General features: G+C 70.5%; 14 protein-coding genes. 5 read left to right on the top strand and 9 right to left on the bottom strand.

Going from position 1 to position 12457, the window contains the following annotated elements; genetic code table 11:
• The first annotated feature begins 5 nt into the window (after positions 1-5).
• Complete coding sequence (locus tag OG707_RS25465; protein WP_329122139.1) at positions 6-2090, top strand: WD40 repeat domain-containing serine/threonine protein kinase; 2085 nt, start codon at positions 6-8, stop codon at positions 2088-2090.
• An 8-nt stretch (positions 2091-2098) separates the two neighbouring features.
• Here OG707_RS25465 and OG707_RS25460 read toward each other — a convergent pair whose 3' ends face one another.
• Together OG707_RS25460 and pip are read right to left on the bottom strand one after the other, a co-directional pair.
• Positions 2099-2299, bottom strand: coding sequence for an ArsR family transcriptional regulator (locus tag OG707_RS25460; protein WP_443071388.1), 201 nt, complete (start codon positions 2297-2299; stop codon positions 2099-2101).
• A 28-nt stretch (positions 2300-2327) separates the two neighbouring features.
• Positions 2328-3287 (bottom strand): prolyl aminopeptidase, encoded by a 960-nt coding sequence (gene pip / locus OG707_RS25455; protein WP_329122136.1) that lies wholly within the window; start codon positions 3285-3287, stop codon positions 2328-2330.
• 105 nt (positions 3288-3392) lie between these two features.
• Between pip and OG707_RS25450 the strand changes: the two genes are divergently transcribed.
• Positions 3393-3776 (top strand): VOC family protein, encoded by a 384-nt coding sequence (locus tag OG707_RS25450; protein ID WP_329122134.1) that lies wholly within the window; start codon positions 3393-3395, stop codon positions 3774-3776.
• Positions 3777-3780: 4 nt separating this feature from the next.
• Here the strand turns inward: OG707_RS25450 and OG707_RS25445 are convergent, their stop codons facing one another.
• A complete protein-coding gene (locus OG707_RS25445; RefSeq protein WP_329122132.1) occupies positions 3781-4011 on the bottom strand; it encodes a hypothetical protein in 231 nt (76 codons plus the stop codon).
• A gap of 191 nt (positions 4012-4202) precedes the next feature.
• On the opposite strand from OG707_RS25445, the gene OG707_RS25440 reads away from it, so the two are divergent.
• Positions 4203-5702, top strand: a complete 1500-nt coding sequence (locus OG707_RS25440; RefSeq protein ID WP_329122129.1) for an IMP dehydrogenase — start codon at positions 4203-4205, stop codon at positions 5700-5702.
• Positions 5703-5727: 25 nt separating this feature from the next.
• On the opposite strand, the gene OG707_RS25435 is transcribed toward OG707_RS25440, so the two are convergent.
• Both OG707_RS25435 and OG707_RS25430 read right to left on the bottom strand, forming a co-directional pair.
• Positions 5728-6261 carry a hypothetical protein gene (locus tag OG707_RS25435; protein WP_329122127.1) on the bottom strand — a complete coding sequence of 178 codons (534 nt, stop codon included), beginning with the start codon at positions 6259-6261 and terminating at the stop codon, positions 5728-5730.
• 176 nt (positions 6262-6437) lie between these two features.
• Positions 6438-7085 carry a hypothetical protein gene (locus OG707_RS25430; protein WP_329122125.1) on the bottom strand — a complete coding sequence of 216 codons (648 nt, stop codon included), beginning with the start codon at positions 7083-7085 and terminating at the stop codon, positions 6438-6440.
• 180 nt (positions 7086-7265) lie between these two features.
• Here OG707_RS25430 and OG707_RS25425 point away from each other — a divergent pair, with 180 nt between their 5' ends.
• Positions 7266-8120, top strand: a complete 855-nt coding sequence (locus OG707_RS25425) for a hypothetical protein (RefSeq protein ID WP_329122123.1) — start codon at positions 7266-7268, stop codon at positions 8118-8120.
• Between the two features lie 13 nt (positions 8121-8133).
• On the opposite strand, the gene OG707_RS25420 is transcribed toward OG707_RS25425, so the two are convergent.
• Complete coding sequence (locus tag OG707_RS25420) at positions 8134-8763, bottom strand: hypothetical protein (RefSeq protein WP_329122121.1); 630 nt, start codon at positions 8761-8763, stop codon at positions 8134-8136.
• 154 nt (positions 8764-8917) lie between these two features.
• Positions 8918-9598 carry a TetR/AcrR family transcriptional regulator gene (locus OG707_RS25415; protein WP_329122119.1) on the bottom strand — a complete coding sequence of 227 codons (681 nt, stop codon included), beginning with the start codon at positions 9596-9598 and terminating at the stop codon, positions 8918-8920.
• Positions 9599-9685: 87 nt separating this feature from the next.
• Here OG707_RS25415 and OG707_RS25410 point away from each other — a divergent pair, with 87 nt between their 5' ends.
• The gene (locus OG707_RS25410; RefSeq protein ID WP_329122117.1) at positions 9686-10795 is read left to right on the top strand and encodes an FAD-dependent oxidoreductase; all 1110 of its coding nucleotides are present in this window, start codon (positions 9686-9688) and stop codon (positions 10793-10795) included.
• Positions 10796-10982: 187 nt separating this feature from the next.
• On the opposite strand, the gene OG707_RS25405 is transcribed toward OG707_RS25410, so the two are convergent.
• On the bottom strand, positions 10983-11603 hold the full coding sequence (locus tag OG707_RS25405) for a hypothetical protein (RefSeq protein WP_329122115.1): 621 nt from the start codon (positions 11601-11603) through the stop codon (positions 10983-10985).
• Between the two features lie 88 nt (positions 11604-11691).
• Complete coding sequence (locus OG707_RS25400) at positions 11692-12195, bottom strand: ATP-binding protein (protein WP_329122113.1); 504 nt, start codon at positions 12193-12195, stop codon at positions 11692-11694.
• Between the last annotated feature and the right edge of the window lie 262 nt (positions 12196-12457).

Genomic DNA, 12457 nt, shown 5'->3' with positions numbered 1-12457 from the left:
TCACCATGACGGGGGCAACGGGGCAGTTGGTCAGTGGGCGCTATCGGCTGGTCGAGGCGGTCGGGCGCGGGGGTATGGGGCGTGTGTGGCGCGGGCATGATGAGGTGCTCGATCGCGAAGTCGCCGTAAAGGAAGTCCTGTTGGGGGACGGCGTGCGGCCTGAGCTGCGTGCTCAGCTGATCGCGCGTACCGAGCGCGAGGCGCGTGCCGCTGCTCGGCTGCGGCATCCGAACATCGTGACCGTCCACGACGTGACGCAGCACGACGGGACTCCGTGGATCGTCATGGAGTACATCGCCGGGCCGTCTTTGGGCGGACTTCTCGACCGGGAACGGCAGTTGGGGTGGGAGCGGGCCGCCGGGATCGGTGCCGCTCTTGCGGATGCGTTGACTCATGCGCACGCTGCGGGTGTCGTGCACCGCGATCTGAAGCCGGACAATGTGCTGCTCGACGGGGAACGGCCCGTCATCACCGACTTCGGGATCGCCCGGGTGCTGGATGCCACGCATCATCTGACGGTTACCAACTCTGTTATCGGGACTCCGCAGTTCATGCCGCCCGAGCAGTTGGAGGGCAAGCGGGTCGAGGCCCCGGCGGATCTCTGGGCGTTGGGGGCCACGCTCTACACGGCGGTGGAGGGGCGCCCTCCGTTCCACGGCGACACCCTGACGTCGATCGTGGTGGCCGTGCTGACGCAGCCGGTTCCGCCGCCGGGGCGGGCGGGGCCGCTGGCGGAGCTGCTGGTCGGGCTGATGGACAAGGAGCCGGGGCGGCGTCCGGATGCGCCGAGCGTGGCGGAGCGGTTGCGGGCGCTGGGGGCGGGTGCGGGTGCGGGCCCAGTGGCGCCCCGGGTCCCTGCACCTGCTGCGGATCCGGTCCCGGTTCTGGCACCGGCCCCGGCCCCGGCCCCGGCCCCAAGCCGTACGACCCACGGCGCCTCCCCCATCCCCACCGTTCCGGACAGCCCTGCCGCCATCGCCGCGGCCCCCACCGTCTCCGCCCCGCCCGCCCCGCGCAGGCGGCCCACTCCGCCTCCCGCTCCCCCCGCGGCCGACACGACCCCCGACTTCCTGCGCGGCCCGAGCCGGCGTTCCCTCCTCATCGGGGGCTTCGCCGCGCTGGCCGCGACAGGAGGGGCCGTGTACGGCGTCACTCAACTCAACCGCAACGCGGGGGGCCCCGACGCGAACACCCCCACGGAGGTCACCCTCGACGGGCACAACTCCACCGTCGAGACAGTGGCGTTCAGCCCCGACGGCAAGCTCCTCGCCTCCGGGGACATGGACGGGCTCATCCTGGTCCGCGACGCCGCCACCCATGCCGTGAAGGCCAAGTTCACCGTCCCGAAGCTGATGGGCACGGCTCTGGCCTTCAGCAACGACAGCAGGATCGTGGCCGTGCCGTGCACCAAGAACGCGATCCGGCTCCTGGACGTCACGACCCGCACCCAGGCCGGGGCCCTCACAACCCCCAACGGCTACGCGAGTGTGGTCGCCTTCCATCCGGACGGCAGGACATTGGCCACGGCGGGCGAGGCGAAGGAGATCCGTCTCTGGGACCTCGCCACTCGTACGCTCAGGACCACCATCACCGGCTTCACGGACGACATCTCCGCGCTGGCCTTCAGCCCCGACGGCAAGACCCTTGCCGCCAGCACCATGGAGGACGGCCGCATCTGGCTGACGAAACCCGCCCCCGACAGCAGCCCGGTCCAACTCCCCGACCCCGATCCCGCGCACAAGAACTTCGCGGAGTCGATGGCGTTCAGCCCGGACAGCCGCCGGCTCGCCGTGGTGAGATCAGGTCCGTTCGACCTCTGGGACATCCCCGCCCGTACGTACTCCACGATCTCCGGCCCGGACGTGGGCTACTCCCTGGACTCGGTCGCCTTCAGCCCGGACGGGAAGACGCTGGCCACGGCCGACTCGCTGGGCAACGGCATCCAGGTGTGGAACGCCTCCACCCGCACCCTGGTCAAGGACTTCACGGCGTACGATTCGGGCGCCCGCGCCGTGGCCTTCAGCCCCGACGGCAAGACCATCGCGTCCGGCGGTGAGAGCAGGAACGTGGTGCTGCGGCCGGCACCCTGAACCCTGCATCACCGCGCCGGGCGGGTCACAGGGTTGGAGCGCAGGAGCGAAGCCCCCAACGGGGTGAGGATGTGCAGCACGGACGCGCCCTGACGTCGGCTGGCGATCAGGCCCGCGTCCCGCAGCGCGGTCGTGTGCTGACTGGCCGAGGACGCCGACACCCCTGCTGCACAGGCGAGTTCACCCGTGGTGGCCGCTGCGGGTCGCACGGCCCGAGACCCGGGCGGCGCCATGGGATCAGCGGTTCTTGAACGCTTCGATGGCGTCCCTGACCACCTCGCCCGCGGCATCGCTTCCCGCGTGCCCCGAGTCCTCGATGATGTGGAGGCGGGCGCCCGGCCACGCCTTCGCCAGCTCCCATGCCGTCTGGACCGGGCAGCCCATGTCGTGCCGGCCGTGCACGATCACCCCGGGGATCCCGGCGAGCTTCGGCGCGTTCCGGATCAGCTGGTCCTCCTCCAGCCAGGCGCCGTTGCCGAAGATGTGCGCGCAGATCCTCACGAACGCGATCCGCGCGTCGGCCTCGCGGTTGCTGTACACGCCGGGTACGCCGTTGGGCTCGCCCGCGATGACGGCGTCCTCCCAGGCGAGCCAGTCCGCGGCGGCCTTCTCGCGGATCGCACGGTCGGGGTTCTCCATGAGACGTGCGTACGCGGCGAGGAGGTCGCCGTCACGCTCCTCCTCGGGGACGCCCTCGCGGAAGCGGTCCCACGCCTCGGGGCGGAACTGTCCGGCACCCCGGTAGAGCCAGTCGATCTCGGAGCGGCGGGAGGTCATGACCGACTGGATGACGATCTCGCTGACGCGCTCGGGGTACTGCTGTGCGTAGGCCAGGATGAGCGTCGGGCCCCAAGAGGCGCCGTTGAGCAGCCACTTGTCGACACCGAGGTGTTCGCGCAGCCGCTCCATGTCGTCGACCAGGTGCTGCGTGGTGTTGAGGCTCATGTCGGCCGCCGGGTCACTGGCGTGCGGGGTGCTGCGGCCGCAGTTGCGCTGGTCGTAGCGGATGATCCGGTACGCCTCCGGGTCCCAGGCCCTCGTCGGGCGCTGCATCGCACCGCCGCCCGGGCCGCCGTGGACCGTAAGGGCCGGCTTGCCCTCGGGGTTGCCGAGCTGCTCGTAGTAGACGCGGTTGCCGTCTCCGGTGTCGAGGAACCCGGAATCGTAGGGACTCGTCGGAGGGTAGAAGTCGACCATGAGCGCCGATCGTACGGACAAGAGGCTGTCGGCCGAGCGGAATTAAGGGCGCGACCGACGGTTGGTGGTTGGCAGTCGGCGCGCATTTCAGGAAGGCTGGCGCTCATGATCTCGGTAGTGCAGAACGTGGCGATCGACTGTGCGGACGCCTATGAGTTGGCCCGGTTCTGGAGCGGCGTGACCGGCCGCCCGCTGGATCCGGAGGCCGAACCGGGTGCCCATGAGACGCAGGTGCTGCTGGCGGACGGGCCGGTGCTGCACTTCAACCAGGTGCCCGAGGGCAAGACGGTCAAGAACCGGATCCATCTGTGTCTGCGGCCCGACACCTCGCGCGATCCGGAGGTGGACCGGCTGCTGGCTCTCGGCGCCGGCTTCCTGGCCGATCACCGGAATCCGGACGGTTCGGGGTGGGTGATCCTCACCGACCCCGAGGGCAATGAGTTCTGCGTACTGCGCAGCGAGTCCGACCGGGCTGCCATGGACTCCTGACGGATCAGCGCCGCCGCGTCAGACGGCTGTGCCCGAAGGTGCCAGAAATGTCGGACTGGGCGTGCAGGGAACGGACTTCGTCGTGGATGCGCTGCGCCTCCAGGACGGCGCGCTTCTCGATCGCGTACGCGTCCGGATTCTCGGTCCGCGAACTCCGGCCCCGCCGGCCGACCAGCGCGAGCAGCCCCGCCACCACGACGGCCGTCCCGAGTATGAACACACCGATCGCGCCCATGGGTCGCTCCATCCCGTACGTTCCCGCTCCCCCGAACGGGAGATCAACAGCATAGGCAGGGAATTCGTGCTGGGCCAGGGTGATCGGTAGGGTGCCAGGTCACGACCGCGCCCTGTCGGACGCCGCCCTTCCGACAGGGGGGTCGCACACGGCCGGGCAGACGGGCTCCGGCCGACGGGTCAGGAGGAACAGTGGCACAGATCATGGCCGAGGTCTCACGGACGTTCAACGAGTTCCTGCTGCTGCCGAACCGGACCCGCACCGACTGCTCGCCCGCCACGGTCGCGCTGCGGACTCCCCTCGTACGGCACATCGTCGGCGAGACGCCCGCCATCGAGCTGCAGTCCCCCTTCACCTCCGCGATCATGCAGGCCGTCAGCACACCGGAGCTCGCGATCGCCCTCGCGCGCAACGGCGGGCTGAGCTTCCTGCACCACAACCAGTCGGTGGAGGACCAGGCCGCGGCGGTACGCGAAGTCAAGGGCTTCAAGGCCGGGTTCGTCACCAGCGACACCAACGTCCGCCCGGACGACACCCTCAGCGAGCTCGTCGAGGTCATGCGCCGTACCGGCCACAGCACCGCCGCCGTCACGGACGACGGGACCGGAATCGGCCGCCTCCTGGGCCTGGTGACCTCGCGCGACTTCCACCCCCAGCGTCACGACCTCGCCGGCCCGGTCAGCGGCCGTATGACGCCCATCGCCGAACTCCCGTACGCCGGCGCCGACATCACCCTCTCCGAGGCCAACGCACAGCTCTGGGACCAGCGGCTCGACTGCCTGCCCGTCCTCGACGGCGGCGGCCGGCTGCAGCATCTCGTCTTCCGCTCGGACTACGCGGACAACAAGCGGTTCCCGAACCAGCTCGTCGACGCCGCCAAGCGCCTGCGCGTGGGCGCCGGGGTCAACACCCACGACTACCGCGAGCGCGTCCCCGCCCTGCTGGAGGCGGGCGCGGACGCCCTGTGCTTCGACTCGTCCGACGGATACAGCGACTGGCAGGCGGAGGCGCTGGGCTGGGTCAAGAAGCACTACCCGGAGATCCCGATCGGCGGCGGGAACGTCGTCGACGGCGAGGCGTTCACCTTCCTCGCCGAGGCCGGTGCGGACTTCGTCAAGGTCGGCGTGGGCGGCGGCTCCATCTGCATCACCCGCGACCAGAAGGGCATCGGCCGCGGCCAGGCCAGCGCCGTACTGGACGTCGCAGCGGCCCGCGACGCCTTCGCCGAGCGGACCGGCGCGTATGTGCCGATCTGCTCCGACGGCGGCCTCGTGCACGACTACCACGTGGCCCTGGCGCTCGCGATGGGCGCCGACTTCGTGATGATGGGCCGCTACTTCGCCCGCTTCGACCAGGCCGCCGGCGCGAAGGTCCCCACCCGCGACGGCTTCGTGAAGGAGTACTGGGGCGAGGGCTCCAACCGGGCCCGGAACTGGGCGCGTTACGGGCAGGGCGGCGGCCAGGGGCTGCTCTTCGAGGAGGGCGTCGACGGGTTCGTACCGTACGCCGGTGACCTCGACGAGGGCCTGTCCACGACCATCGCGAAGCTCAAGACGACGATGGTCTCCTGCGGCTCCGCCACGCTGCAGGAGTTCCAGTCCACGGCCCGCCTCACCCTGGTCTCCGACCAGAGCTTCCAGGAGAGCCACGCCAACGTCACGCTGCGGGACACCCCGACGTCGATCGCCTGACGCCGGCACGCAGAGGCGCCGAGGGTCAGGCCGCGTGGCAGAGCGTCGCGGGGGCGGCCCGGGGCGAAGTGCGGGCCACGGCTGCGGGCACGGAGTGGGTGGCGCGGGCGGGGGTCGTGGGCTGCGTGTGGTTCCGCGCGAAGACGAGGAGCCGCAGCACCGCGAAACGTGCGACTCCCGCGAGCGCGGAAGCGGACAGATAGACGACCTGTTCGACCACCGCACCGGGCGCCGCCACCAACACCTGCAGGACGAACATCGCCCCGCAGGTCACCGCGTACGCGGCCGCCGCCGACCCGGCCGACTGCACATGCTGACGCCGACTCGCATGCCCGCCCGCACCGAAGGTGAAGCGGGCGTGCAGTTCGGTGGCGAGCAGCGTGGAGGCCACGCTGATCACGGCGTTGGCCAGGACCCAGGGGATCCAGGAGCCGAGGGCCGCCACGGCGAAACTGGAGGCGACGCCCACCCCGCCGCCGCAGAGCACGAAGCGGGCGAAGGCGGTGAACGCGCCGGGCGCCGACTGCTGTTGCCGTTTCCGGCTCAGTGCCGTTTCCATGACCCCGCCCCTCGCCCGCTGCTTTCGCTGTCTGTACTTTCTAACAGCCAACTAGGCCAGAACTGGACCTACTTAAGGGCAGCGGGCGACAGAACCCGACGCTGACGCACCGCCGCCCCGGACCGAAGGCTTCGGTCCGGGGCGGCGGCGGCGCCGGTGGCGGTCGGGCAGTCGGCTCACTTGCGCGGGCGCGACCGTACCGCCGTGATCACGATCCACAGGATCGCCGTGAAGCGGCCCAGCGGGAGCAGCAGCATGGCCGACTCGGTGGCGAACGACACGAGCGACAGTACGGACAGGGAGGCCGCGACCACACCCAGCACCGTGGTCCAGCGCGGGGCCGACGAGGCGCCGGCACGGACTCCCGCGGCGACCAGGAGGCCCAGCAGCGGGACGTGGATCTGGCCGCCGGTGAGGAAGGTCAGGTAGTGCAGCGTGTGCTGGGTATCGCCGGTGGCGTTCAGGACCGGGATGGCCGCGTTGAGCAGACCCGAGGCGGCCAGTGCGGCCGCGGCCGCCCAACCCGCCGTGCGCGCCCGCCCGTTGCCGAGGGTCGTTGCGAACAGAGCCAGCGGGACGGCCGCCAGCAGGTGCGCGATGCCCTGGGCGAGGACCGTGTTCTGGTTGGCGGCGAAGTAGGCCGCGGCCTCCGTCTCGGAGTCGAGTGGCGAGGGGTATATGCCCGTCCCCAGCAGGCTGGAGAGCAGCATCCCGCCGATGAAGAGCGCGGCGAAGGTGACTCCGGCGAGGAACCGACGACGGTCGGCCGTGGTTTCCGCCCTGGAAGCGGCTGTGACTGAGGCGGACTCAGTGGCGGTGATCATGGCTTGCTCCTCGTCGTCGTGCGGACCGGTGCGTTGCCATGGACACTACGAACTCAAGCCTGGGCAATCGTCCTATGGGCGGCGGCAGTTGGACTACTTCCGCGGGAGTAGCCCGCGCGGCTCCGGCTGAGCGACCACGCGCCATGGCGGATCCGGGGAACTTGCTCTATTCCTGTCGTCATGACTGGTGTGGTGTGGCTGGCGGTGAGCACGGGCGGGCTCCTGGTCGTCCTGAACCTGGGCATCGGCGGGCTGGCCCTGTCGAGCCGCCGGGCGGGGCTGCGGGCGGCGGAACGGCTGCTGGCGTCCGGCGAGTTGGACGCGTACCACGCGGCGTGGCTGCTCGGACCGGGGTTCCGGCGGTCTGAGCCCCGGCAAAGGGAACGTACGGCGGCCGAGATGGCGATGCGGTCGCTGCTCGATGCGGGGCTGGTGCGGCGGGACCCTGACATACGGACCAGTCCTGAGATACGGCTCGACCCCGCCGTGTGGCTCGACGCGTATCAACCACTGGTGGCCGCAGAGGAGTTGGACCCGGAAGGCGTCACACCACCGGAGCATCCCCTGGAGCTGGAGGCCTGGCGCTTCGCCCGCGCCTCGTGGTCCGCCGCAAGCCCGGTGACAGTGAAGGCGCTCGCCGACCACCCCACCTTCAAGACGGCCTGCAAGGCCCACACAGAGCGCCTGTCCGGATACCTGCCACTGCACCGCACGCGGCGCGACAACCGCGCAGGCCGGGCGCCGTGGACCGCGGGGCTGATCACCGCGGGATGGATCGCGGTCAACACCTGTGTCCTGCTGGCCGACAGGGTGCACCGAGAGGGCCTCGAAAAGGTCGACGGCGTAGTGGGCGCGACCATCGGGACCGCCGCGCTCTCCGGATTCCTCGCGGTGACGTTCCACGTCGTCGCCTGGCGGGGCTGGCGGGACCGCTGGCCCCAACAGCTGCGCGCCCACTGCCAGGCGCTGATGCGGCGGGGCACCCGCGACTCGGTCACTCCGGTCGCGGATCCCCCGGCGCTTCCGCAGAAGTGACGACTGCGGATTACTACGCCGCGTCCGTCACGCCCGTCCACTTCGTGCACATTCCGTTGGCCCCGGTGTTCTCGGCGAACGTCGCGGGGTCGCGCCAGCCGGGCATGATCTTGTCGACCTTCGCCCAGTCGTGGTCGTCGATGGCGCGGAACGCCTCCATCTTGAAGTCGTAGAACGCTCCGAGACCTGGCGTGGTGGCGCAGCCGTCCCTGATGTCGCCCTTGAGGTCCAGGACCGCATCCTTGAGGGCGTTGGCGTAGCTCGTCATGCCGCCGCACATCGCCTTGCGGGTGTCGTTGGTCAGCCGGGGCTGCCCGTACAGGTTCTCGCGGGCCGCCGCTTCAGGGGTGTAGGACCGCTTGAGCGTGTAGGGCGTGATGGCCTGCCACGACTCGACCGCCTGGTACCACTCGTTGGTGTACTTCGGGTCGTCCTCGTCCCGGGAGCACATGGCGTCGAACACCTCCTTCGCCAGCTTCTGCTCGGTGTCGTCCGCACCGTCCGCAGCCACCGCGCTCACGCTCCCCCGGTGCGGTACGACACTCGTGGCCCCTGCGACGCCCGGCAGCACCGACACCAGCGTCCCTGCGATCGCCACCACCCAGCCGGCCCGCCTGCACGCACTGCCCATTCCTCGACCCACGGCACTACCTCACGATTAGTGATGAATCAGCACTGTCCGTGAACAATCTAGGGTGCGCGGGACACCCCCTCGCGCGCCACACGGGCCGCGCGGCGGCCCCACGAGGGACTGCCGGGCCCGACTCACGTACCGCACAAAGGATTTCGGTCGCCCATCACCTCGAGAGACGGGCCTCGATGCCGTCGAGCAGGAAGGCGAGGCCGATCCGGAAGGTGTGGTCGGCGTCCCAGTGGGCGGCATCGCGCACCACCGTGGCCAGCGCGGGGAATCGGCCGGTGGCGAAGGTCCGCTCCAGATAGGGCCCGAGCGATCTCTGCCAGCGCTCCTCGTCCATCCCGGTGGCCCGCTCGGCACGACGTGCGGCGATTTCCCGGCGGACCGCGCCGATCACGTACGCATCGACTGCCGAGACCACCGGCATGACGTCATCCACACCGATGCCGCTCATCGCGGACACCACGGCCTCGCCCCTGGCCAGCGCGTGCGGCCCGAGCTGCGGACGGCCCCCGAGGAGATCGGCGAGCCATTCGTGCTCGTGGGCGGCTCGCCGGGTGGTTTCGGCCAGGGAGTTCAGCATCTCCCGCCAGTCGTCGCCGACCGGCCGGATCTCGGCGTGGATCGCGTCGACCATCAGGTCGAGCAGCTCTTCCTTGCTCGCGATGTAGCCGTACAACCGCATCGGCCCGGCGCCCAGTTCAGTGGCGACCTTGCGCAGCGACACCGCCTCCAGGCCGTCCGCGTCGGCCAGCCGGATCGCCGCGCGCACGATCCGCTCCCTGCTCAGCGGGGCCTGAACCGGTCGACTCGGAGGCTCCGGCCTCTCCCACACCACCATGCCGCTGACAGTACATCGCATCAGGCGATACAGTGTATCGACCAATACGGCGTATCGGAGATGTGTCGGAGAACGGGAGAGGCAATCATGACCATTGCCATCGTCGGAGCCGGCCTGGGCGGCCTGGCCCTTGCCCGCGTGCTGCACCTGGGCGGCATCGATGCCGTCGTGTACGAGCGCGAACCGTCACGCGATGCGCGCGGGCAGGGCGGGATGCTCGACATCCACTCCGGACAGCGGGCGCTGCGCGAGGCCGGTCTGATCGACGAGTTCTACGCGATTGCCCGAGGCGAAGGCCAGGACATGCGCCTCCTGGAGCCGGACGGCACCCTGCTGCTCCAGGAGGACACCCCCGACGACGCCCCGCTCGACCGACCCGAGGTCGACCGCGCCGATCTGCGCGATCTGCTGCTGAATTCCCTCCCCGACGGCATGGTGCGCTGGGGCCACGCGTTCACCTCCGCCGGCGAGGGCCTGCTGCACTTCGCCGACGGCAGCAGCGCGGCGTACGACCTGCTGGTCGGCGCGGACGGCGCGCAGTCCCGGGTCCGCCCGCTGCTCACCGACGCCCGCCCTGCGCACATCGGCCAGAACGTCGTCGAGATCGGCATCCCCGACATCGACCGCACGCACCCCGACCTCGCGGCGATGGTCGGGCGCGGCAACTACTGGGTGCTCGGCAATGGGATATCCCTGGGGGCCCAGCGCAACGGCGACGGTCGCGTGCGCATCGGTCTCAGCTTCTACAACACCGCCGAGGACTGGTTCGCCACGAGCAGGATTCCGTTCGACGACCCGGCCGCAGCCCGGGCGCGGCTGATCGACCTGCTCCCCGGCTGGGACCCACGATTCACCGCGCTGATCGCGGCCTGCGACGACACGGTGGTACCGCGGGCGCTCACCACACTCCCGGTCGGCCTGACCTGGCCGTCGACACCGGGCGTCACACTGATCGGCGATGCCGCACACCTGATGCCGCCGGTGGGGCAGGGCGCCAACATGGCGCTGCTCGACGGGGCCTTGCTCGGACGCGCGCTGGCCGCATGCCCGGAGGACTTTCCTGCGGCTGTCGAGGCGTACGAACGCGAGATGTTCGAGCGCGCCGGTGCTGCCGCCCGGATGTCCGCGGACATGCAGGAACTGCTGATGTCGCCCGACGCCGCACAGAAGTTGCTCGCGTTCTTCAGGCCGGACTGAGGAACCAGGCAGTCGAAGCGTTCATGCAGGGTGTGGGCAGTCTCTCTCCTCGCACAACTGATGCATGTGGTAGCCGAGTTGGCGCCGTCGCTGCTCCCGGCCGACGAACCACGTCGCCAGCGCGGCGGTGACCATGACGATCCCGCAGGGCGGCGACGCTCTCAGGCCCACCGCCTGACCCGGCGACTCAGTCACTGTTGTCCATGAGGACACACACGAGCCGACCCTCATGGTCGTAGAGCGCGGTCCCGCGGCCGCACCCGGCATGGGCGCCCGTCTGGAAGGCGATACACATCGCGCCGTCGCCCGAAGCAGCGGGAACCTCCTGGACGTTGGGCAGGCGCCCGGCCTCGGCGCCCTCGACCAGCTCAGCCCTCGCCTGCGCCGCGAACTCGGCACTCCACGCGAGCGACGAAGCGGCCCCGTCCCAGATCGCGCCCTCCGGCCCCAGGGGCTGGTAGTCGCCGTACACATCCTCCAGCCGACCCTCGGTGAGCGCTGCAGCGATGGCCTGCGGGGTCGCGAGCGGGATGACGGCAAGGTTCACCCACGACGCCGGCATGCCGTAGACCGCGCGCTGAGCGGCATCGGGCTCGACCACTTCCAGGTACACCGGGTGCCGACCGGCCGGGATGTCCTTGTGCGGTACGAGTTCGCCGGGGCTCGGCTTCGCGAAGCCGACATCCCCGGTCACCACCAGGTCGCTGACCCGGTGGAATGCGTGACGCCCTCCGAGGTACGGCCAGTCGCCCGCCTTCTCGTCGGCGAATCTCTGCGCTATCCGGTCGAGGACCTCTGCCATCTCCATGCCGCAAGATCATGGCACGCCCCGCCGGGCACCCGGCCAACCGGGCTGTACCGCCAGGTCGTTGCGGTCCGGCCCTGCTGCGGGCGGCTCAGGGGGTGATCGTGTACGTGGTGGTACTACGGGTGGGGAGCACGGCCCAGGTGCGGGTGCCTCCGGTGGGTTCGTGGGCGGGACCCAGGCCCCAGGTGCCGCCGCACGCTTTGACGAGGCAGGCCAGTACGCGGAGGCTCGCGCGGCGGCGGGCGTCGCAGGCGGCGGCGAGGCGGGGGTTGGTGTGGCGGGGGTGGGCGTCGTACACGATGACGCGGATCGCGTCGTCGCGGTGGCGGAGGGAGAGGTAGATCTCGGCGTCCGGCGGGCTGAACTTCGCTGCGGTGGCGGTGAGTTCACTGGTTGCCAGGACGGCGGGGTCCGTGAGCGGGGTGAGGTTGTGGGCGCGGAGGGCGGAGGCGGTCGCGATGCGCGCGACGGCCGCGCTGCGGGGTGCGGCGGGGAGGGTGAGGCTGTAGGCGAGGGTGGGGAGGTGGCCGTCGGGCTGGAGGGGTTCCGGACAGCGGGTGTAGGTGGGGGTGAGGGTGGTGGTTGCGTGCATGGCAACTCCCGGTGGGTGGTTGTGGGGGTACGCGCAGCGGTTGGTGGGCCTGTCTCCCTGACACGGGCCACCCCTCCCAGGGGAGGAGATCGCGGGCAGCGCCGTGTGATGCACTTCCAACTGCCTTACGTAGTCGATGCGTTACCAACCGTAGAGCATGAGGGGGTTAATTAGGTCCCTTAGTCGTGAAACTTGCGCCAGATCGTGGTCCGGTCGCACATGTACGCGGCAGACTGCACGGGACCGCGCACGAAAGGGAACG

It is taken from the genome of Streptomyces sp. NBC_01465 (assembly GCF_036227325.1).
In the GTDB taxonomy this organism is placed as follows: domain Bacteria; phylum Actinomycetota; class Actinomycetes; order Streptomycetales; family Streptomycetaceae; genus Streptomyces.
Note: the sequence above shows the minus strand (reverse complement) of the source record. Positions and strands in the feature narration are given on the sequence as shown.